20 protein-coding genes are annotated in these 22,264 nt (G+C 47.1%); all 20 read left to right on the top strand.

Going from position 1 to position 22,264, the window contains the following annotated elements:
• Positions 1-4: 4 nt before the first annotated feature.
• The 20 genes from atpF to Q9R46_RS17300 all read left to right on the top strand — a co-directional run bounded on the left by atpF (position 5) and on the right by Q9R46_RS17300 (position 22,227).
• The gene (gene atpF, locus Q9R46_RS17395) at positions 5-493 is read left to right on the top strand and encodes a F0F1 ATP synthase subunit B (RefSeq protein ID WP_090922868.1); all 489 of its coding nucleotides are present in this window, start codon (positions 5-7) and stop codon (positions 491-493) included.
• Entirely contained in the window at positions 490-1,038 is a 549-nt protein-coding gene (locus Q9R46_RS17390) for a F0F1 ATP synthase subunit delta (protein WP_311281082.1), read from the top strand. The genes atpF and Q9R46_RS17390 overlap by 4 nt, the downstream gene beginning before the upstream one ends.
• A gap of 16 nt (positions 1,039-1,054) precedes the next feature.
• A complete protein-coding gene (atpA, locus tag Q9R46_RS17385) occupies positions 1,055-2,569 on the top strand; it encodes a F0F1 ATP synthase subunit alpha (RefSeq protein WP_123065307.1) in 1,515 nt (504 codons plus the stop codon).
• A 195-nt stretch (positions 2,570-2,764) separates the two neighbouring features.
• Complete coding sequence (gene atpG / locus Q9R46_RS17380) at positions 2,765-3,637, top strand: ATP synthase F1 subunit gamma (protein WP_145334448.1); 873 nt, start codon at positions 2,765-2,767, stop codon at positions 3,635-3,637.
• Positions 3,638-3,732: 95 nt separating this feature from the next.
• Positions 3,733-5,136 carry a F0F1 ATP synthase subunit beta gene (atpD, locus tag Q9R46_RS17375; protein ID WP_145334450.1) on the top strand — a complete coding sequence of 468 codons (1,404 nt, stop codon included), beginning with the start codon at positions 3,733-3,735 and terminating at the stop codon, positions 5,134-5,136.
• Positions 5,137-5,199: 63 nt separating this feature from the next.
• Positions 5,200-5,604: a F0F1 ATP synthase subunit epsilon gene (locus tag Q9R46_RS17370; protein WP_311281081.1), complete on the top strand. Its 405-nt coding sequence runs from the start codon at positions 5,200-5,202 to the stop codon at positions 5,602-5,604.
• Between the two features lie 633 nt (positions 5,605-6,237).
• The gene (locus tag Q9R46_RS17365; protein WP_145334455.1) at positions 6,238-6,495 is read left to right on the top strand and encodes a DUF1146 family protein; all 258 of its coding nucleotides are present in this window, start codon (positions 6,238-6,240) and stop codon (positions 6,493-6,495) included.
• A 521-nt stretch (positions 6,496-7,016) separates the two neighbouring features.
• The gene (gene murA, locus Q9R46_RS17360) at positions 7,017-8,363 is read left to right on the top strand and encodes a UDP-N-acetylglucosamine 1-carboxyvinyltransferase (protein ID WP_145334457.1); all 1,347 of its coding nucleotides are present in this window, start codon (positions 7,017-7,019) and stop codon (positions 8,361-8,363) included.
• A 464-nt stretch (positions 8,364-8,827) separates the two neighbouring features.
• Positions 8,828-10,213, top strand: a complete 1,386-nt coding sequence (gene spoIID / locus Q9R46_RS17355; RefSeq protein WP_311281080.1) for a stage II sporulation protein D — start codon at positions 8,828-8,830, stop codon at positions 10,211-10,213.
• Positions 10,214-10,606: 393 nt separating this feature from the next.
• Entirely contained in the window at positions 10,607-11,344 is a 738-nt protein-coding gene (gene spoIIQ / locus Q9R46_RS17350; protein WP_311281079.1) for a stage II sporulation protein SpoIIQ, read from the top strand.
• A 171-nt stretch (positions 11,345-11,515) separates the two neighbouring features.
• The gene (gene spoIIID, locus Q9R46_RS17345) at positions 11,516-11,803 is read left to right on the top strand and encodes a sporulation transcriptional regulator SpoIIID (RefSeq protein ID WP_024632710.1); all 288 of its coding nucleotides are present in this window, start codon (positions 11,516-11,518) and stop codon (positions 11,801-11,803) included.
• Between the two features lie 220 nt (positions 11,804-12,023).
• The gene (gene mreB, locus Q9R46_RS17340) at positions 12,024-13,022 is read left to right on the top strand and encodes a rod shape-determining protein (protein WP_145334462.1); all 999 of its coding nucleotides are present in this window, start codon (positions 12,024-12,026) and stop codon (positions 13,020-13,022) included.
• Between the two features lie 102 nt (positions 13,023-13,124).
• Positions 13,125-14,009 carry a flagellar hook-basal body protein gene (locus Q9R46_RS17335; RefSeq protein WP_311281078.1) on the top strand — a complete coding sequence of 295 codons (885 nt, stop codon included), beginning with the start codon at positions 13,125-13,127 and terminating at the stop codon, positions 14,007-14,009.
• A gap of 79 nt (positions 14,010-14,088) precedes the next feature.
• Complete coding sequence (locus Q9R46_RS17330; RefSeq protein WP_311281077.1) at positions 14,089-14,925, top strand: flagellar hook-basal body protein; 837 nt, start codon at positions 14,089-14,091, stop codon at positions 14,923-14,925.
• Positions 14,926-14,936: 11 nt separating this feature from the next.
• On the top strand, positions 14,937-15,164 hold the full coding sequence (locus Q9R46_RS17325; protein WP_221791282.1) for a DNA-directed RNA polymerase subunit beta: 228 nt from the start codon (positions 14,937-14,939) through the stop codon (positions 15,162-15,164).
• Between the two features lie 481 nt (positions 15,165-15,645).
• Entirely contained in the window at positions 15,646-16,077 is a 432-nt protein-coding gene (fabZ, locus tag Q9R46_RS17320; protein WP_311281076.1) for a 3-hydroxyacyl-ACP dehydratase FabZ, read from the top strand.
• A 316-nt stretch (positions 16,078-16,393) separates the two neighbouring features.
• The gene (locus Q9R46_RS17315) at positions 16,394-18,115 is read left to right on the top strand and encodes a phospho-sugar mutase (RefSeq protein ID WP_311281075.1); all 1,722 of its coding nucleotides are present in this window, start codon (positions 16,394-16,396) and stop codon (positions 18,113-18,115) included.
• Positions 18,116-18,306: 191 nt separating this feature from the next.
• Positions 18,307-20,328 carry a DUF5693 family protein gene (locus tag Q9R46_RS17310; protein ID WP_145414101.1) on the top strand — a complete coding sequence of 674 codons (2,022 nt, stop codon included), beginning with the start codon at positions 18,307-18,309 and terminating at the stop codon, positions 20,326-20,328.
• Entirely contained in the window at positions 20,304-21,461 is a 1,158-nt protein-coding gene (gene csaB, locus Q9R46_RS17305; protein WP_311281074.1) for a polysaccharide pyruvyl transferase CsaB, read from the top strand. Before Q9R46_RS17310 ends, csaB begins: the two co-directional genes overlap by 25 nt.
• Before the next feature lie 7 nt (positions 21,462-21,468).
• Positions 21,469-22,227: a WecB/TagA/CpsF family glycosyltransferase gene (locus Q9R46_RS17300; protein ID WP_311281073.1), complete on the top strand. Its 759-nt coding sequence runs from the start codon at positions 21,469-21,471 to the stop codon at positions 22,225-22,227.
• Positions 22,228-22,264 lie beyond the last annotated feature (37 nt).

Genomic DNA, 22,264 nt, shown 5'->3' with positions numbered 1-22,264 from the left:
CAGATTGAGTTTCTTATGGGAAAATACGCTTCTTGCGATTATCGCATTTTTGGTTTTATACTGGCTGCTTAGCCGTTATGCTTTCGGTCCGTTGTTCTCCATCATGGAAAAGCGTCGTGAACTCGTAATGAGCCAGATGAATGAGGCTGCTCAGACTCGGGAACAGGCGATTGCTTATGTGGAGGAGCAAAAACAGGCTCTCGAACAAGCGCGCAAAGAAGCTCACGACATTATTGAACAGTCCAGACAAACGGGTGGCAAGCAGGCTGAATCCATTCTGGCTGATGCCAAAGCTGAAGCAACTCGTCTCAAAGACGATGCTGTACGTGAAATTGAGAGCGAGAAGAACAAAGCGGTTGCCGCACTTCGCAGCGAACTGGGTACTGCTTCCGTTCAGATTGCTTCCAGATTGATCAAAAAAGAAGTTGAGAACGGTCCAGCACAAGAGGAACTTGTGAACCAATACCTCAATGAGGTAGGGGGCCGACAATGAGCCGCGATACGATTGTTGCCAAGCGTTATGCAAAAGCATTGTTCGAAGTTGCTCTTCAGCAGCAGCAAGTGCTTGAAGTTGAACAGGAACTGCGTGCCGTTGTCAGTGGATTAACCGGAGATCCAGAGATTATTAAATTTATTGTTTCTCCTAACATCTCTGATGAAGCCAAGCAAAATGTGCTTCATGCAAGCCTTGATGGCAAAGTGTCCGAACCTGTCCTTCGCACGGTTTTGCTTCTGATTGAGCGTGGCCGCGTGGAATTGTTGCAAGACCTCTTGAATGATTATGTGAGAATTGAAGGGGATTCCCTTGGAATCGCCGATGCTCGCGTATACTCGACCTATGCATTGAAGGAAGAAGAGAAAGAAGCGGTAGCCCGTGAGTTCGGTGGCCGTGTGAATAAAAAGATCCGTATCGAGAACATTGTTGATCCTGCACTGCTGGGCGGATTGAAAGTCGCCATTGGCGATACGATCTATGACGGCAGCTTGGCTGGCAAGCTCGAACGTCTTGAGCAGTCTTTTAACAGACGAGTACAGTAGATTGGGGTGAGGACACTTGAGTATCAAACCAGAAGAAATCAGTACATTAATTAAAAGTCAGATTGAACAATATAAGACTGATATCGATGTAGTCGAAGTTGGTACAGTTATTGAGGTTGGTGACGGGATCGCCCGTGTATACGGACTCGAGAATGTCATGTCCAACGAGTTGGTTGAGTTCCCAAGCGGTGTAATGGGCCTCGCCATGAACGTAGAAGAAAGCAATGTGGGTGTCGTTATCTTGGGACCTTACTCGGATATCCGTGAAGGAGACCAAGTAAAACGTACAGGTCAGATCATGCAAGTGCCCGTTGGCGAAGCATTGATCGGACGCGTTGTGAACCCGCTCGGTATTCCGGTGGATGGCAAAGGGCCAATCGCTACAACGGAATTCCGTCCGGTAGAAGGTAAAGCACCAGGCGTTATGGATCGTAAATCGGTTCATGAGCCGATGCAAACAGGGATCAAGGCGATTGATGCGATGGTTCCAATCGGCCGCGGACAACGTGAGTTGATCATCGGTGACCGTCAAACGGGTAAAACATCGATTGCGATCGATGCGATCCTGAACCAAAAAGGTAGCGGCATGAAATGTATCTATGTGGCTATCGGTCAGAAGCAGTCCACTGTTGCTCAGGTCGTAGAAACGTTGCGTCGTAGAGGTGCAATGGAATATACCATCGTAGTAACGGCATCCGCTTCCGATCCATCGCCATTGCTTTATATTGCTCCTTACTCCGGCTGTTCCATGGGTGAGTACTTCATGTACAAAGGCGAGCACGTGCTGGTAGTATATGATGACTTGACTAAACAGGCTGCGGCATACCGTGAGTTGTCCTTGTTGCTTCGTCGTCCACCAGGCCGTGAAGCTTATCCAGGTGACGTATTCTACTTGCACTCCCGTTTGCTCGAGCGTGCTGCGAAGCTGAATGATGAACTTGGTGGTGGTTCTTTAACCGCTCTGCCATTCATTGAAACACAAGCTTCGGACGTATCTGCATACATTCCGACTAACGTAATCTCGATTACGGACGGTCAAATCTTCTTGGAGTCCGATCTCTTTAACGCCGGACAACGTCCAGCGATCAACGTAGGTATCTCGGTATCTCGTGTCGGTGGTTCTGCACAGATCAAAGCGATGAAAAAAGTTGCAGGTTCCCTGCGTCTTGATCTCGCTCAATATCGTGAGTTGCAGGCGTTCTCTCAATTCGGATCTGACTTGGATAAATCCACTCAGGCTCGTCTGAATCGTGGTGCGCGAATGATGGAAATCCTGAAGCAAGGTGTAAATCAGCCACTTCCTGTAGAACAACAGGTTGTCAGCTTGTACACTGCAGTTAAAGGGTACTTGGATGAAATTCCGACAGGTGATGTAACTCGTTTTGAGCGTGAGTTCCTTGCGTTTATGGAGAGCAACCATGAGGAAATCCTTGGGTCCATTCGTGATACAAAAGAATTGACAGCAGACAATGAGAATGCACTTAAAGATGCAATTGAGAAGTTCAGAAAGAGCTTCGCTGTCTCTGTCTAAATAGATTCATGTAGCTGCGGAGTTGTTTAACCGATTCCGCATGTCTGCATGTGTAACTTGTAACGAAGCTTACGAAGTAACTTTGGCTCTGCCAAAGTAGGATTATGCTTACGATGTAGTTTTGACTTTGTCAAAACCGAAGTGGGTGCTTACGAAGTAACTTTGGCTCTGCCAAAGTTTTGAGGTGGTGAAATCATGGCAAAAGGCATGCGCGAAATTAAGCGGCAAATTAAAAGCGTACAAAGCACAAAGCAGATCACCAAAGCAATGGAGATGGTAGCTGCTGCAAAACTGCGTAAAGCGCAGGAAAAAGCAGAGGCTGCCCGTCCTTATTCAGAGAAGTTGAAAGAGGTAGTGGCGAGTATTGCATCAAGCACGCAAGGCATCCAGCATCCAATGCTGGATAGCCGTCCGGTGAAAAAGACAGCTTATCTGATCATTACATCGGACCGTGGTCTTGCAGGTGGATACAATGCGAACATTTTGCGTCAGGTTAATCTGACGCTGAAAGAACGTCACAACTCTCAGGACGACTATGAATTGTTCGTTATCGGACGTAAAGGGCGCGACTATTTCAGACGTCGTGAAATGGCTATGTCTTCCACGATAACGGATTTGTCGGATTCACCTGCATTTGCCGATATCAAATCCATCGCTCATGAAGCGGTTCACGGATTTGAACTGGCTAAATTTGATGAATTGTACATTTGTTATAACCGTTTTGTAAATGCGTTGACCCAGATTCCAACGGTAGAAAAACTTCTTCCTATGGAAACACCTGAGTTATCTGCTGCGGATGGACCGACTGCAAGCTACGAGTATGAACCGTCAGCTGAAGCTGTGCTGGAAGTATTGCTTCCGCGTTATGCGGAGACATTGATTTACGGCGCATTGCTGAATGGTAAAGCGAGTGAGCTGGGTGCGAAAATGACGGCAATGGGCAATGCAACCAAAAATGCATCGAAGCTCATTAATGATCTGTCATTGACATATAACCGTGCCCGTCAAGCGGCGATTACGCAGGAGATTACGGAAATTGTGGCAGGTGCCAACGCAGCACAAGGCTAACCGTTTTTTATTTAATGAAGGCTTGCACTGCAAAAATGAATGAACGGAACTTTATTTTTGTCAAAGTAGCAGGCTTGTAGGAGGGGAACGTTAAGATGAACAAAGGACGCGTTGTGAGCATCATGGGTCCGGTTGTTGACGTCGAGTTTGATCGCGGCGGTCTGCCGGAAATCCTCAATGCCATTACGATCACTACAGTAAGCGAAAGCGGTGTTAGTGTAAATCTTACACTCGAAGCTTCGAAACATCTGGGTGACAACCGGGTACGTTGTATCGCGATGTCCTCCACGGACGGTCTCGTACGTGGCATGGAAGCCGTAGATACTGGAGCTCCAATCTCTGTACCTGTCGGTGAAGCGACACTGGGTCGTGTATTTAACGTACTCGGCGAAGCGATCGATACTGGCGGTACAGTAGCAGCTGAACACAAAAATCCGATTCACCGCTCTGCTCCTGCATTTGATGAACTGACTACCCAAGCGGAAATGCTTGAAACAGGTATTAAAGTTATCGACTTGCTGGCTCCTTACGCAAAAGGCGGTAAAATCGGTCTGTTCGGTGGTGCCGGTGTAGGTAAAACGGTAACCATTCAGGAACTGATCAACAACATTGCGCAAGAGCACGGCGGTATCTCCGTATTTGCCGGTGTTGGTGAGCGTACACGTGAAGGTAACGACTTGTATCACGAGATGAGTGATTCCGGCGTTATCAACAAAACTGCAATGGTCTTCGGACAAATGAATGAGCCACCAGGCGCACGTCTTCGTGTAGCCCTCACGGGTCTGACGATGGCGGAATATTTCCGTGATGAAGAAGGCCGTGACGTGTTGCTCTTTATCGATAACATCTTCCGTTTCACCCAAGCGGGTTCAGAAGTATCTGCCTTGCTTGGACGTATGCCTTCCGCGGTAGGTTATCAGCCTACGCTGGCTACCGAAATGGGTCAACTGCAAGAGCGTATCACATCTACAAAAAAAGGATCGGTTACATCCATCCAGGCGATTTACGTACCTGCGGATGACTATACTGACCCGGCTCCTGCAACAACGTTTGCCCACTTGGATGCAACAACGAATCTGGAGCGTAAAATCTCCGAGATGGGTATCTATCCAGCGGTAGATCCACTCGCATCCAGTTCCCGGATCTTGTCTCCTGAAGTTGTTGGCGAGGAGCACTATAGTGTTGCACAAGGTGTCAAACGTATCTTGGCACGTTATAACGAACTTCAAGATATCATTGCGATCCTGGGTATGGACGAGCTTAGCGAAGAAGACAGAGCGCTCGTATATCGTGCGCGTAAAATTCAACGTTTCTTGTCCCAGCCTTTCCACGTTGCTGAAGCATTTAACGGTATTCCGGGTAAATACGTTCCGGTTAAAGAAACGGTGCGCAGCTTTAAAGAGATTCTCGAAGGCAAGCATGACGATCTGCCGGAAGCAGCATTCCTCTTCGTGGGTACGATTGAAGAGGCAGTGGAGAAAGCTAAAACACTGGTATAATCTGAGTCCAGGATTGTCCTTATGAAGCGAGCTATCCTTCGGATAGTTTCAGGAGGGATGGAATTGAGCACCTTTTTGTTGGAAATTGTAACACCTGAGCGTCTTGTTTATACACAACAAGTGGACAGCATTATCGCTCGTGGTATTGAAGGGGAACTGGGGATTCTCCCAGGTCATATCCCGATGGTCACACCTTTACAGATTGCACCAATCATTATTAAAAACGGAAAAGAGAACAAGCAGGTTGCCATTGGCGGCGGCTTTATCGAAGTACGAAAAGATAAGGTTGTTGTACTCGCGGAGAGTGCCGAATTCCCGGAAAGTATTGATGTGGATCGTGCGCGTGCGGCTAAAGAGCGGGCAGAACGTCGGCTTGCCAGTCAGAGCAATCAGGACCACTTTGATCACCGCCGTGCAGAGATTGCTTTGCAAAAAGCGGTTAACCGGATTAACGTGTACGGCAAATAAAGTGATTTAAGGAACCCGGTGGCCTAGTCTACCGGGTTCTTTTAATCATTTTTGAGGGAATTAAACTAGTGGAGTACAACGATGGTATACCACTACAGTATTCATGGATTGGAATGTTAGAGAGTGTTCTCTTTATATAGTATGAATGGCTTTACATGATTAGATTCACCTTTCAATGATCAGGTGAATAATATGTAGGACTTAAGTAGTATGGGCATATCCCCCTAATAGAACTAATTTTACGAGATTCAGTAGAATTATTTCCGAGGAAATGACAGAATCGATATCGTTATAACGCTCTTTTATGTCGTTTTAGTCACACAATACTGGCGGATACAAATTAAAATGTTTTTTGAAGTGGAAATCAATGTAGTTGACAAGTAATAGTGAAACAGCCTATATTCCTTAGAGTCAGCAGATGCAGGAAGTAGGACGCTAGATGTTCATCATCTTGCAGAGTTGAATAGTTGTTGCTTGGTCATGTAGGCATCAGAGATCTTGTCAATTCGAGGGGGACCTGACCGTAGAACAGAGATGTTTTCTGCTTCACACATTCCTGTGTACTAACAAGTTATGGGGGCTAGGCATATGATATGCCGATCGTTGCAACAATCAAGGTGGAGGTAAGAAGATATGGGTAATGATCTGGCGAATCAGGTGAACCAGACATTGAGCACAAACAGCCTGATCTCAATTTTCGTTTCTCTTATATGTATAGCGATTACATGGTGGTCATTGCAAAATCTGAAATTGGATTTAGTGATCAGACAGCCGAAAGGTCCTCAGGGGAGACTGTTACATTTGCTGCTGGCCATTATTCTAGGGCATGCCGTTGCTGGCTTTGTTATTGATTATTTGTCCTGGACTCAAATGTTAAGAAATTTGTTTTAATGTCGAGATGGTTGGTTAATCATCTGTTAGGTTCTTCAAGCGGCTCATTGTCGAATAACATCGATTAATTGTGTTAACAATTAGAGTATGAGCTGTCGGCCAAAATATAAGAAAGAAATGTGAACGTTTAACTGACCGAATTTGAAATGTTTATGTAAAAAATGCTTGTATCAAACAATTCAACAATGTTATGATGGAAGTTAGGGGATTCACAATTTTTCACTAATTATGTATGTTATAAAGGGGATATCCGGTAGTTACCGGCTAAAAATCATCCCAATTGGTCTGTTCTGATGCTAAGATGGCCTTTTTAATGAGTTTTCGAGCCATGAAGCAGGATGTACAGTACACATGGTATCATCGATATGAATTATACAAACCAATTCTTTTCTGACCAGACATCTGTGCGTACATGCCAGAATTTGTCGAAATTCCACACACAGCAACAGTCCTTTCTGTCACAGTGGGGCTTACGTATTCCGGAATGAGGAAAAGGGAATAAAAGCGCGGAGGGAACCATGATGAGCAAATTTATCGTCCGCGGTGGCAAAAGGTTGACCGGAAGTGTCAAAGTTAGCGGCGCTAAAAATTCTGTTCTTCCGATCATCGCTGCCTCTCTCTTAGGGGAAGAAGGACAAAGCGTTATTATTGACGCACCTCCTCTAGACGATGTGATGACGATTAACAAAGTGTTGGAATCGCTAGGAGCGGGAGTTACATACCGGGACGAAGTGATTACCGTAAATGCGGAGAACCTTACTTCCTGTGAAGCCCCGTATGAATGGGTTAGTAAAATGCGGGCGTCTTTTCTGGTCATGGGGCCTTTGCTGACGCGTTTGGGTCAAACAAGAATCTCACTGCCTGGGGGATGTGCCATCGGTACGCGACCGATTGATCAGCATCTCAAAGGGTTTGAAGCCATGGGAGCCGAGATTAGCTTGGGCCAAGGTTATATCGAAGCACGTAGCCAAGGACGGTTGCGCGGGGCGAAAATTTATCTGGATGTGGCTTCCGTTGGAGCTACTCAAAATATTATGATGGCTGCAACTCTGGCCGAAGGTGTAACGGTTCTGGAGAATGCGGCGAAAGAACCTGAGATTGTGGATCTGGCTAACTTCCTGAACGGGATGGGAGCGAAAGTTCGCGGAGCCGGTACAGGCGTCATCCGTATCGAAGGCGTAGAGAAGCTGTCTGGCGTCAAGCATACCGTAATCCCGGATCGTGTTGAAGCAGGTACGTATATGGCTGCCGCAGCAATCTCTGGTGGTGACGTATATGTTGAAGGTGCCATCTCTGATCACTTGGGTTCCGTTATTGCCAAGCTTGAAGAAATGGGCGTAACTGTACAGCCTGACGAGAATGGTGTGCGTGTCATTGCAGACCGTCCACTCAAAGCAGTGGATGTCAAAACGTTACCATACCCAGGTTTCCCGACAGATATGCAATCCCAAATGATGGCTTTGTTATTGGCATCCGAAGGAACTAGCGTTGTCACGGAAACGGTTTTCGAAAACCGCTTCATGCATGTTGATGAGTTCCAACTGATGAACGCAGAAATCAAAGTTGAAGGAAGATCCTCCATCATTACCGGCAATGCTAAGCTGAAAGGTGCTAAAGTGACAGCTACAGACCTGCGTGCAGGGGCTGCTCTGATCATTGCTGGCTTGGTCGCTGAAGGCACAACTGAGGTAGGTGGTGTACATCACATCGACCGTGGTTATGTACATTTGGCAGAAAAGTTGAATGGCCTCGGGGCAGATATCTACCGAATTTCGGTGGAAGAGCCTAAGCTGGATGCAGTTAAGGCGCCTAGCGAAAAGGTTGAGGAAGAAGTTCCTATGTTTAAAGTACAACCAACTTGGGTGTAAACCGTCGTTTATTTCAATAGCGTTATTTCTGCATAGCTACCCTTCTTTAGAAAATGCAGGAACAAGATCAAATGGATCATATCTGTTTGATTATGAAGCTGAGCCTCCGGGCTTGGCTTTTTTTGTGTTCTTTTTACAAGTTCAAACGACATAGAGGATGGTCTGTTAAGGACCTGATTCTATTAATACCTGATCCTAACTTTGTATAACATAATATCTAGGCTTATATCTATTTGGACCATATGAAAGAGCAGGTGCATTGATTAAGATGCACTGTGTAACCCGCGTAGTAGCAATATTTTCAGCCATCTGCTTCTACAAAGGAAGAGGTGCTTATTAGATAGCAACGTTTCGCGTTTCTCTTAAATCCGGTTCTATCAGATCGAGTGAACTCATATCTTAAACTATGGATTTGAGAAAAAACCAGCCATGACCTGGTCATCGACAACGGAGGGTTATCACGGATGAAGGAAGCTCGTGTACAGGTGAAAGTACCTCTTGCCCCGCGGCCCGGAATGCAGGGATCAGAGGAGAGTTCAACTCAGGATGCAGAGAAAAACAGGATGGCTTCTGAGAAGAAGAGAGGTAACTCGTTACAGATGGCGAAGATGCAAATAGTAATGGGGAGCAAGCAAGAAACGGTACATGCTAAACGTGGGGAATCTGTAGCGAAGGAACCGAGACAGGAAGCCACAGAGCATAATAATGTCCCGCTTATTGAGTTGGATGCGTTTCGTAAGGTGAAACGTCGACGTATGCGTTCATTCGGTCGCAGTCACCGTTGGGGGCGCCACCCAGGGCGTTGGCAGCCCGCAGTAGCGGTATCAGCACTGCTTGTTCTGGCGATATGCATTCCGGTCATTCTGGTGTGGCCGCGGGCAGGCGAACAGGTAAAATCAACGCCTGCTTCTACAGGTATGAACTCTGTTACCGGTCTACAGTCTCCTAATCCTGTACCTGCAGCGCCTGTAAACTATCCTGAGCCGAAGGTGCGTATTTACTTGTCTGCTACCGGGACAACGTTGGAATTACCGCTTGAGACATATGTGACGGGAGTGGTTGCTGCGGAGATGCCAGCAGACTTCAAGTTAGAAGCGTTAAAAGCGCAAGCGATAGCTGCTCGTACATTTATCGTGCGAAGACTTGCTGCAAATGATACAAGTGGCGTGCCTTCAGGCATAGCAGATGTCACGGATACAATTAGTCATCAGGTCTTCATTCCACCAGATCAGGTAAAGGTAGATTGGACAAGGCTAGGTAAAACGAAGGATTGGCAAAAACTTCAGCAGGCCGTTCGTGAAAGCCGCGACGCAGTTATGACGTATCAGGGTCGTGCGATCACAGCATCATTTTTCTCAACCAGCAATGGATATACGGAAAATGCAGAGGATGTGTGGGGCAACGTTGTTCCCTATTTGAAAAGTGTAGCTAGCCCATGGGATAAAGAGCTTGCACCAGGTTTTGAAGAAACAATTACGATGAATCGCAGTGAAATTTTGCGGAAGATGAACCTGGATGCAATTCCCGTCTCAGCAGATAAGAACGGTTCCTGGATCAAAGTGTTATCTACGACCAAAGGGCATCGTATTAAAGAAATGCAGATTGCAGGTGAAACGTTCAGTGGCCCGGAAGTCCGCAAACGCCTCGGACTCAGATCCAGCCAGTTCAGCTGGAGAACAGTAGGCGATGAAGTGCAGATTACAACGTATGGTTATGGTCATGGAGTGGGTATGAGTCAATGGGGAGCAAATGGTATGGCGCAGGAGGGGCACACGGCTACAGAGATTCTGAAACATTATTACACGGGAATCTCTTTCGGACAGGCATCCAAGATGCTAGCCTCAAAATAAGAGAAGAGATGATTGATTGATAACTATGAAGGATGTTTCTCTACTACCCTCCCACTACGGAGCTTTTAAGATTTGGCTATATATGATGAGTAAAGTGAAATTGTACGGAGAGCGCAGGGGACAGAAAAGGCCTGTAGAAACGAAGTTGAAAGCTTTCTGAAAGAAAGCTACATCGGAAGCATAAACTTGCCTTTACTACCGAATTTCACCTTTGAATAAGGAGATCGAAGAAATTCGGGTAGTAACCAGCGGTCGAAAGGTTTTCTGGCCCCGGAGCGGTGCACGCACTAACCACCCATATATAGCACTCTTTGAAAGCTGCGTGAAAATTTTTAGAGTCGCGCGTGTATAAAAGAGTTGCACCCGGTAACACTTGTTACTGAGGTGATCAAGATGAATGAAAACAACAAAAAATCAATCCAAGAAGAAACTCCTAAAACAACTCAAGGAGTACCGGCGGCTCAGCCCTCTTCATGGAGAAAAGCAATGTCCAAACGTTGGGTTTTCCCGGCAGTCTACATCGCAGCAGCAGGCATTATACTAACTCTAGTGTGGGTCTACCAGGGAACAGGCGGCAAAGCGCTGAACCCGGACTCTCCTAAAGAATCAGTAGAAACCGGTGCATTGAGCAATGAGGGGGCCGTTACAGGTGCGGATCAGGAAAGTATGGAAGTTGTTGCAAAGTCGGAAAATTTTGTTTGGCCAGTAGCATCTCCTTCCGAGATCTCGGTTGTGAAACCATTCTATGACAACGAGGCTTCAAGTGAAGAGCATGAAGCAGCGATGGTGCAGTACAATGACACATTTATTCCCAATACGGGTGTCGACCTGGCACGCGGCGATAACAAATCATTTGAAGTCAAGGCAGCACTCAGCGGTAAAGTTACACGTGTTGAGCAAAATCCGCTTACAGGTCAAGTTGTGGAGATTACTCACAGCGATAACCTGAAAACCGTATACCAAAGCCTTGCGGACGTCAAAGTAAAACAGGACGATGAAGTGAAGCAAGGAGATGCGATTGCATCTGCCGGTGTGAGCGAGCTTGGCAAAAACCTGGGGAACCACCTTCACTTTGAAGTTTATGAAGATGGTCAGCCTGTAAACCCGCAAGGATATCTTCCGGAAAAATAAATGATTTTTACCGCACTAACATGATGGGCAGGGGTGAATAACCTCTGCTTTTTTTATGCTTTTCAGAAAATAATGGGACCTTCGAAGCTTGTCACACCTCTAAACCGCGAATATATAGGCATGCTCCTCATATAATGTACCAAACTATCCACACAGTAGGGAGGCGGGAGCGTGCACGATTACATCAAGGAACGGACCATCAAAATTGGTCGCTGCATTGTTGAGACAAGAAATACGGTCCGTACCATTGCCAAAGAATTCGGCGTGTCAAAGAGTACTGTGCATAAGGATCTGACGGAGCGTCTGCCGGAAATCAACCCTGATCTTGCTGACCAGGTCAAACACATTTTGGAATATCATAAGTCGATCCGTCATTTGCGGGGCGGTGAAGCGACCAAAATCAAGTACAAAAAAACGAGTGGAAAAAAACGTGAGGTGCTGGCTTCCGCCAAATCATAAGCAAGTTCTTCGAGAACTAGGCCAAAAAGCTCACAGCATGGATTGAATCCCTCCCCTGAAGTATGATATGTTAAAAGCTGGTACAGGATCGAATTATGACATCTTATCAGCCCGATTTTTACATATATATGTTGCACTTTGTCGAACGAGCGGTGACGTGATAAGAGACACTTTTTCACAGGATACGCTGACCAAATAATATCACTTTGGGGGCTCTTTTATGTTTAGCAAGGATATCGGTATTGATCTTGGCACGGCTAACGTGCTTATTCACGTGAAAGGAAGCGGAGTTGTGCTCAATGAACCTTCCGTCGTGACCATTGAAAGCGATACGAAGCGGGTCCTTGCTGTCGGGGAAGAGGCGCGCCGTATGGTGGGGCGTACGCCGGGTAACATTGTTGCCATTAGACCGCTGCGCGATGGGGTTATTGCGGACTTCGAAATTACGGAAGCCATGCTTAGACATTTCATTAGTCGTGTAGGGGCAAGAAGCTGGTACAGCCACCCGCGAATTTTGATCTGTGCACCAACGAATATCACTTCCGTAGAGCAGAAGGCCATCCGTGAAGCGGCGGAGCGCAGCGGTGCCAAAGAAGTATTTCTGGAAGAAGAGCCGAAAGCGGCAGCTATCGGAGCAGGTATGGATATTTTCCAGCCGAGCGGCAATATGGTCGTGGATATCGGCGGCGGAACGACTGACGTTGCAGTCCTGTCTATGGGCGACGTAGTCACCGCCTCTTCTATTAAAGTTGCGGGGGACAAGTTCGACGAAGCGATTATCAAGTATATTAAAGCCAAATACAAACTCATGATCGGAGAACGTACAGCCGAAGATATCAAAATCGCGATTGGTACCGTTAACCCGGCGGGTCTTCAAGCCGAGATGGATGTTCGCGGCCGCGATATGGTAACCGGTCTGCCGGTTACAGTCACTGTGTCAGGTAGTGAAGTGCAGGAAGCGCTATGGGATTCCGTGCAATCTATTATCGTTGCGGCCAAGTCGGTACTGGAGCGCACACCACCTGAACTGTCTGCGGACATTATTGACCGTGGTGTCGTTTTGACTGGTGGAGGTGCATTGCTGAACGGATTGGACGAACTGTTGTCCAATGAATTGCATGTTCCGGTATGGGTTGCAGAGGATCCGATGCACTGCGTGGTAAAAGGAACTGGCATTATGCTAAATAATTTGGATCAAGTGGTTAAGAAAAAGTTCTAGTCTGCCGATATAAAAAGCAACAGGTTCACCGCTGAGGTGAACAGAACGGACAAACATCTACCTGCTATGCAGGGACAAGCGTTTGAGGAGAGGGGTTCATTCATGTTAAGAGGTCTGTACACCGCTGCTGCGGGAATGATTACAGAGCAACGCCGCCACGACACTGCTACACAGAATATCGTAAATATGAACACAACGGGATACAAACAGGTGAATAGTGTAAACCGCTCTTTCCCGGAAATGCTCATTACTTTAACGGGCGGGGATGCCAATCTTCCAACAAAGCGGCTGGGCAAACTCAACTCGGGCGTATTCGCTGAGGAAAGCTTATCGATGAATGTTCAAGGCGCTCTTATGGAAACGAAGCGAAATAGTGATTTTGCAGTCTCTTCCAATATAAATGTGGATGATCCACAAACATTGGAGCCTATTCCGTTTGATGCTTCCGGCAAATTTGTAGGGGCAGATGGAACGGTAACATACCAGCCACAAGCCTATTTTACGGTTCGTGATGCAGGTGGTAATACGCGTTATACACGTGATGGTCATTTTGAAGTGAGCGCAACCGGACAGCTTCTTACTTCCACCGGTTCCCAGGTAATGGATATGGACGGGCAACCCATTGCATTGACAGGTTCTGTGGAGCAATTTAAAGTGGATGAGATAGGCCGCCTTGTTAATGCGGTTACAGGTGCACCAACCAACGTTAGGCTTGGAATCAGCATTATTGACCAGCCGAATCAGCTAGTTCGTCAAGGAGACGGTAATTATAGTCTGAATGAAGAGGATGGAGCAACTGCACGTATGATGGGTGCTGCGGATGTTGTCCAGATCCATCAAGGTTATCTGGAAGGATCGAATGTGGACGCCTCACAGGCTACCGTTGACATGAATGCTGCATTTCGTGCCTATGAAGCGAATCAGAAGGTCATTCAGTTCTATGATCGTAGTTTGGACAAAGCCGTTAATGAAGTTGGTCGTGTCTAGCGCTAACTGTCACCATATAACCGCGTAGTAATGGGCAATAGGCCCTTTGCAAAGAGAAGCAGGGAGGTAAAGCCACCGCATGAATAATTCCATGATTAGTGCCAAGGTCTCTATGACAGCGATCCAGCAACGGCTGGATGTCATTTCCGATAATATTGCCAACGTGAATACGGCAGGCTATAAAAGTAAACAGGCAAGTTTTGAAGATGTATTGACCCGTACACAGCAACAAGATGATAAGTACAAGCAGGATGGACGTTCAACACCGATGGGGTACAACCTTGGTTTTGGAGCACGTCTGGTCAATCTCACCAGAGATATGTCCCAAGGCAGCATGATGGAGACAGGCAACCCTACAGACCTCGCTATTGAGGGTAATGCGTTGTTTGCTGTTCAGGAAAGGGGTCAGAAAGTGTGGACACGACAAGGGGCATTTCATTTTGTACCGGATATGCGACCGAAGGCAAATCCCAATGATCCTGACCTGATGGTGCTCGTCAATGACGATGGCCATTTTGCTCTGAATCGTCAGGGAGAGCCCGTTACTGCTCCGAAAGACAGCACAGTTGCTTTTGATGAGAAAGGTAATTTGTTGGTGCGTCAGGGCAATGGTAATGCCGTAATTAGGGGACAACTGCAGATGGTGGATATCGAACGTCCTGAAGGACTGGTTCAGTTAGGCGAAAATTTGTTTGGGCTGGGTGCCGGGGTAACCGAGGACGATGTATTCGGGGCTAATGCAGCAACACGTGTACCTCAGGCATCGATCCGCACCGGTTTCCTTGAGCAATCCAATGTGGATTTGACACAGGAGATGGCGTTGCTCATGCAGGGTCAGCGGACGTATCAACTGGCGGCACGGGCGCTCACGTCCAGTGATTCCATGGCGGGTCTTGCCAATAATATGAGAGCATAAAGGTGAATGGGATGACAGAAACACAGCAGCAGAACAGCAAGCCGGAGCAGAAGGAAGTCAAGAAGAAAAAGAAGAGTTGGTGGCGCATCGCAAGATGGTTTCTGATTCCGATTTTGCTTGTTCTTGCCCTCGCTGGCGGAATGGTCGCTGGGTATGTGGTACTGGGCAAACAGGATATCGGTTCCGTATGGCAATGGAGTACCTGGAAGCATGTCTATGATCTGGTATTTGCTCCCTAAGATAACGAGTTCAGCGAAAACTCCTGCGCAGGCAGGAGTTTTCTTTTTGGTGTTGAAAACAGTATAATGATGGATGACGTTGAACGTCAGAAGAGGCCTCCCCTGCGAAAGACATTGCTTGTCATCGCGAAGAGAGACCCCTTATCTCAACCTTCACTACTGCAGTCATGAAGGATATAACTAGTGTTAACCCTAAATCAACATTTCATACAACATTAAAAATGAAACTCATTTATATGAGGATCGACTTAATCATGCTCGTTTAATGGTTTCCGCACTACAGTAAGTGGAGGGAAGAGAATCGTTCAAAAGAAGCAAAGCGCTCGCGTTTGTCACAGAATTATACCCATTATAATGGAATCAAAAAAATTCAGGGACAATGGCGATCATAGAACGATCTCTTTCAGAAACGACGCTATTGCGCCGCCATTATTGCATGATGGGGAGCCCTCGTATAAACACCCCGAGAGGAGATTAAATTGTGTTAGATATCAAACAAATTCAATCGATTATCCCGCATCGCCCGCCGTTCCTGTTGGTGGACCGAATTTTAGAGATGGAGGACGGCAAACGTGCGGTTGGTTTGAAAAATGTAACGATTAATGAACCGTTCTTCATTGGACATTTTCCAGAGTATCCGGTAATGCCAGGCGTATTGATCACAGAAGCATTGGCTCAGGTTGGCGCAGCAGCTATGCTGAATTTAGAAGCGAACAAAGGCAAAATTGGTTTCTTGGCGGGACTCGACAATTTCCGATTCCGCGGACAAGTGGTGCCTGGGGATACGTTAATTCTCGAAGTAGAAATTACACGTCTGAAAGGTTCGATTGGTAAAGGTCAAGCTACTGCTCGCGTGGATGACAAAATTGTCGCTGAAGGCGAAATCATGTTTGCACTGTCAGACCCAACCTGATTACATAGGCATGTATATATCATGCAAATAAGTTGACTAATTCTTTACACTTAGACGGAGAGGACAGAGAAAACCTGAAAAAGCGAAGCGTTCGCCTGAAAGCTTTCTAAAAGAAAGCTACATCGGAAGCATATGCTTATCACCGGATTTTTCCCTTTTAGAAAAGGGAATACAAAAAATCTGGGGATAACAGCGATTGGAAGGTTGCTCTGTCATTGGAGTGCAGGTGTAAATATCTTTAGTGCAACCTATGACTACGCTGAACAGCTACGTGCATAAATAGAATTTTTATATAGACGGAAGGGGCTTATTGGATATGGAACAGTTAAGCGCAGCAGCAGCCGAGACGTTGCAACAATGGTTGGAGGATGCTTCTATTGATGAAGCAACGAAACAGGAGCTTCGTGATCTGAAGGATCAACCCAAAGAGCTGGAGGAGCGTTTCTACAGAAACCTGGAGTTTGGTACAGGTGGATTGCGCGGTGTTATTGGTGCGGGTAGCAACCGGATGAACAAATATACGGTCGGTCGTGCAACACAAGGCTTTGCCCGTTATTTGCTGGAGCAACATGGAGACAAGGAAGGCAAACCTTCTGTTGTCATCGCACATGACTCCCGACATTTCTCACCTGAATTCTCGCTGGATGCGGCACTGGTACTGGCGGCCAATGGTATCGTAGCCAAGTTGTATCCTTCCCTGCGCTCAACACCACAGTTGTCCTTCAGTGTGCGTCATCTGCAAGCGACAGGTGGTATCGTTGTAACAGCAAGTCATAACCCGCCGGAGTACAATGGATACAAAGTGTACAATCACGAAGGCGGGCAACTGGTACCACATGAAGCGGAGCAAGTGATTCAGTACATTCAAGAGGTGCCTTCTCTCGCAGATGTGAAAAAAATGACGCGCGAAGAAGCTGAAGCACAAGGTTTGCTGGTTTGGCTTGGTGAAGAAGACGATCAGGCATTCGTAGACACCGTGGCAAGCCGCAGTCTAAGCCGTGAGCTGATTCAATCCGGCATCGGCCGTGATTTCAAAATCGTATATACACCGCTACACGGTACAGGCAACCTTCCGGTTCGCCGCGTACTGGAGCAGATCGGATTCGAGCAATTATATATCGTTGCGGAGCAAGAGCAGCCGGATGCTGAATTTTCCACAGTGAAGTCCCCTAACCCGGAAGAGCGTGAAGCGTTCACGCTGGCAATGAAGCTGGGCGAATCCGTAGGCGCAGACATTCTGATCGGTACAGATCCGGATGCAGACCGTATGGGTGCTGTCGTAAAAGACAAGGATGGAAAATATTTCGTCTTGTCTGGTAACCAATCGGGTGCCATTATGGTACACTATCTGCTCAGTCGTCTCCAAGAGACAGGCGCTCTTCCAAGTAACGGTGCAGTAATCAAAACGATTGTAACGAGTGAGATGGGTGCAGTTATCGCTCAGCATTACGGTGCAGAAGTGATGAACACCCTGACGGGCTTTAAATATATCGGTGAAAAAATGAACCAGTTCGTAGCAACCGGAAGTCACACCTTCCTCTTCGGATATGAAGAGAGTTATGGCTACCTCTCCGGCAACTATGCCCGTGACAAGGACGCTGTCCTTGCCTCGATGTTAATTGCCGAAGCGGCTGCTTACTATAAGAGTCAAGGCAAAACACTCTACGATGTGTTGCAGGAGCTGTACAACCAATTCGGATTCTTCCTGGAGAAACTGGAGTCTCGTACCCTGAAAGGCAAAGACGGAGTCGCACAGATTCAAGCGAAAATGACCGATTGGCGTTCTAACCCGCCGAAGGAAGTTGCTGGCATTGCTGTACAGGATGTGCTGGATTACTCCTTGGGCCTGGACGGTCTGCCGAAGGAGAACGTACTGAAATTTATTTTGGCGGACGGATCATGGTTCTGCCTGCGCCCTTCTGGTACAGAGCCCAAGATCAAGGTATACTTTGCTGTGCGCGGTGAGAGTTTGCAAGATGCAGAGAGCCGGATTGAACGTCTGGTTTCGGAAGTCATGTCGCGTGTAGACGCGCAATAAAACAAATGGTACTGTAAGAAAAAGATGCAGAAGGCCTCTCCGCACCGTAAGGTTGGTTGGCGGAGGGGTTTTTCTTTGAAATAAAATGGATCGTGTGCTGGCATATTAGAGGGCATGTTAACACATGCTGAACGTAACAATTTTAAGAGCAGAACGGGCATTTGGTTCCAACAACTGAGGAGGTACACGTAGTGCGTCAAAAATGGCTTTATTGGAATAACGCTTCCCGGAAGTGGTTGTGGCTCATCGTTATTATTGGTTTGGTGGCATCCATTCCGGTTATCCGTGATCGGGTGCAAACAGAATCTTCTGCGAACAAAGTAGAACTGGTCTTCAACTATCGAGGGCTACTGGATATTTCCGCGTATCAGGCTCACCCGCAAGATTTTATGGATCAACAAATGACACGTCTGAAAGACGCTGGTGTGACAACGATGGCTGTGTTTGAGAGTACACTGGATGAACTCAAAAAAACGCGCCGCTTGATGGTTTACTCAGGTCAGGATCTTGCGAATATGACCAAAGAAGTGATTCCTTCCAACGCGAACTATACTTATGTATTGTTCACATCTGAAGAGAATGCACAGACCTATACCCCTATTATTGAACAAACGTTCGCTGAGCGTCAGATCCCGGTTCAACCATGGGAGTATGAAGGTCGCAGCGGCTTAATATTGCAGACACCGCCGGAGAATGCCAACATGCAGCCGATGCAGCCTGATCCGGTTGCGGTGAAAATGCTGCGTGATAAAGGTTTTCATATTTTACCCCGTATCTCCGACACGGTACCTTACAACCAACAATCGATGGAACGTTTGCTAACCTTCTTCGAAGAGAATGGCGTAACACGTATCCTGTTTGATGGGGATGCAGTGAAAGGGTACAATGATAATGCAGAGATGAAAAGTCTGGATCAGTTTGCTCAGCTCCTGAACAAACATCATATTGGTCTGGCGGCGATTGAAAATCTGAAGAAGCCGCAGGCAGGATTCCAGACGCTGGCTTACAAAATTGATTACAACGTCACTCGTCTTTACTCACTAAGCGATTCCGATGCGAATCTGAAAGAAGATACCATTGCCGACCGTTTTGTATTGGCAACCAAGGACCGTAATATTCGAATGATTTATATGAACGCTTCACCGAGCCGGAACACGGCCAAAGCTGAGATTACAGACCCGATCGAAAATCTGATCAAAAGTTTGGGTGAGCCAGGACATGCGGTTGAACGTATGGCCAAACACGGCTTTGAGCTTGGACAAGCTGAAGCATTCACTGTGAAAGATTCGTCTATTCAACGGTATGCGAAGCTGATTGCTCTCATCGGAGCAATCGCTTTGATCACGCTAATGGTTTCATATTTTGCACCTGTATTCACCATTGCAGTGTTCCTTCTTGGACTAGTAGGAAGCGCGGGTCTGTTCCTGTTGAAACCTACATTGCTGGAGCAAGGAATCGCCTTGCTGGCGGCCATTTCCGCACCAACCATTGCGATGGTATTGGCTGTTCGTACAGTGAATGCAACACAACTGCGTCAACCGGATGCCCCTGCGGGTCGTCGTTTGGCACAGACCCTTGTTTTATATGTAAGAACATCGATCATCTCGTTCGTAGCTGTACCTTTTGTGATCGCATTATTGAATAGCATTACGTACAGCCTGGTTATTAACCAGTTCCGTGGGGTCAGCTTGTTGCACTTCGCTCCGATTGGTCTGGTTGCGATCTATATTATATTCTATCGCGGTTCCGGTTCAATCTCTGTGAAACAAGTGAAAGACATGCTTCGTATGCCAATCAATATTTTGATGGTTGTACTGGCGCTTGTTGCCGCTGCTGTTGGATATTATTATTTGAGCCGTACAGGTAACGCTGGTTCTGTTACACCATTTGAGATGTTCCTGCGTACCACGCTGGAAGATACGTTTGGCGTACGGCCTAGATTCAAAGAATTTGTACTGGGACACCCGCTGTTTATCGTTGGCGTGTTCGCCGCTCTAAAATACCGTAAAGTGATTTTTGCGCTAATCATCGCCACGATGGGTCAATTGTCTATGGTAGATACGTTTGCGCATATTCATACACCAGCCGTACTGTCACTGATTCGTGGGGTGATGGGACTCGGACTTGGCTTGATCTTTGGTATCATTGCTGTGGGTGTGTGGCAAGTCGCGGAAGGATGTTGGAAAAAATGGTCACCACTTCTAAAAAGTTAGTCATCTCAGGGTACTATGGATTCCGCAACAGCGGAGATGAAGCTGTGCTGAAATCCATTCTGACTGCCCTCCAGGAAGAGAGCCAGCGGTCCAATGTTACCATTGAACCGATTGTGCTCTCCATTGATCCGGAGTGGACAACCTCGATGTATGGCGTCCGTGCTGTGCATCGCATGAAACTGAAGGAAGTTCGTGAGGCACTTAAGGAAAGTGATGGACTCATCAGTGGTGGCGGAAGTCTGCTACAGGATGCAACGGGGCTGAAGTCCATTCCTTATTATTTGGGTGTGATCAAGCTGGCTCAGTGGTTGAAAAAACCTACATTTATTTATGCGCAGGGTATTGGCCCTGTTCACCGTAAAATCTTTAACCCGATGATCAAATCGGTATTTAAATCCTGTACCTATGTATCGGTTCGAGACGAGCAATCCGCAGATTATCTGCGTCGTCTTGGACTAAAGTGGAATCAGATTCATGTCGTGCCTGACCCAGTGATGGGGTTACCTTTGCCGGATACAGCATCACCGGTTCGGGAGGAAGCAGACACTTCCATTGCGGAGGGACAATCAGATCACGCCAAACTGCCGGTGATCGGTGTGTCTGTTCGGTTCTGGGAATCGGATCGCAAGGAACTGACCGCCATTGCGGCCGGATTGAAGAAGTTGGTTGCGAAGAAGGCTGTGCATCTGCGCTTTATGCCGTTTCATCTGCCCGATGACGTGCAGGCATCCCGGTTTATCATGGAAATGCTCGGTGATGTGACAGGCAAAGGTAGCGAAATTAGCATTACGGAGGATCTGACTGATCCTCAACAAATGCTGGAGGAAGTCAGTCGCTGTGATCTGATGATCGGTATGCGTCTGCATAGTTTGATCTACGCGGCTTCACAGTATGTGCCGCCTGTTGGTATCTCGTATGATCCCAAAATCGATCAGTTCCTGCTTCGATTGGAAAGTGAGCCTGCAGGCAATACCAGTTCACTGGATGGGGATAAATTTGCAGAAACGGTTGCTGGATTGCTGGAACAGCGTTCACAATGGTTGAAGCAGCATGAAGATCGTATTAATGCATTGAAGCAGGAGGCTGTAGAGCCTGCCAAGCAAATTATTACCTATTTAGGCCGCAAAGGATGAGATAACAATGAGTCAGACCGGATCTATTCCTACCGTTTCCATCTATGGTATCCCCTTTTCCAAACTAACGATGAAAGAAACGGTACAGGTGCTTGAAGAAGCCGTATTGTCGAAACAGCCGCATCAAGTGATTACGGCTAATCCAATTATGGTCATGGCTGCGCTGGAGAATCCCGCAATCATGAAAGTGATGAAGGATGCGGAGATGATAGTTCCGGACGGAACCGGCGTGGTATGGGCTGCGGGCTACTGCGGTGATCCTGTAGCAGAACGAGTGCCGGGCTTTGAACTTTTACATGAATTGTTGCGGGTTGGAGAAAACTATCGGTGGGGCGTGTATTTGCTTGGTTCGACTCCTGAGGTGATTCAAGAAACGGCAGTTCGGTTACAACAGCAGTATCCGGCTATTCGTATTGTGGGTTATCGCGACGGTTTCTTCGGTTCGGCTGAGGATGAGCAGGTTGTGACTTCTATTCGGAAAGCCGCACCTGATCTGTTATTCGTCGCTCGCGGAGCGGATACCCAAGAACCTTGGATTCACAAACATAAGCATTCGCTGCAAGTTCCTGTCATGATGGGGGTTGGCGGTAGCTTTGATGTGATCTCGGGCAAAAGCAAAAGGGCGCCTAAACTGTTCCAAAAGTTAAGACTGGAATGGTTCTATCGTTTGCTTCGTGAACCTAGCCGCGCTGGACGGATGCTTGCGCTCCCGAAATTCGCAGTGAAAGTGATGCGGGACAAAGAAAACGTGACAAAAGCCCGTTAAAAACAGGTAATTACGAGATAAATGCTTGTTTTTGCTA

The organism is Paenibacillus sp. RRE4, from assembly GCF_031844205.1.
Taxonomy (GTDB): domain Bacteria; phylum Bacillota; class Bacilli; order Paenibacillales; family Paenibacillaceae; genus Paenibacillus; species Paenibacillus xylanexedens_B.
This window is presented reverse-complemented; position numbering and strand designations above follow the sequence as displayed.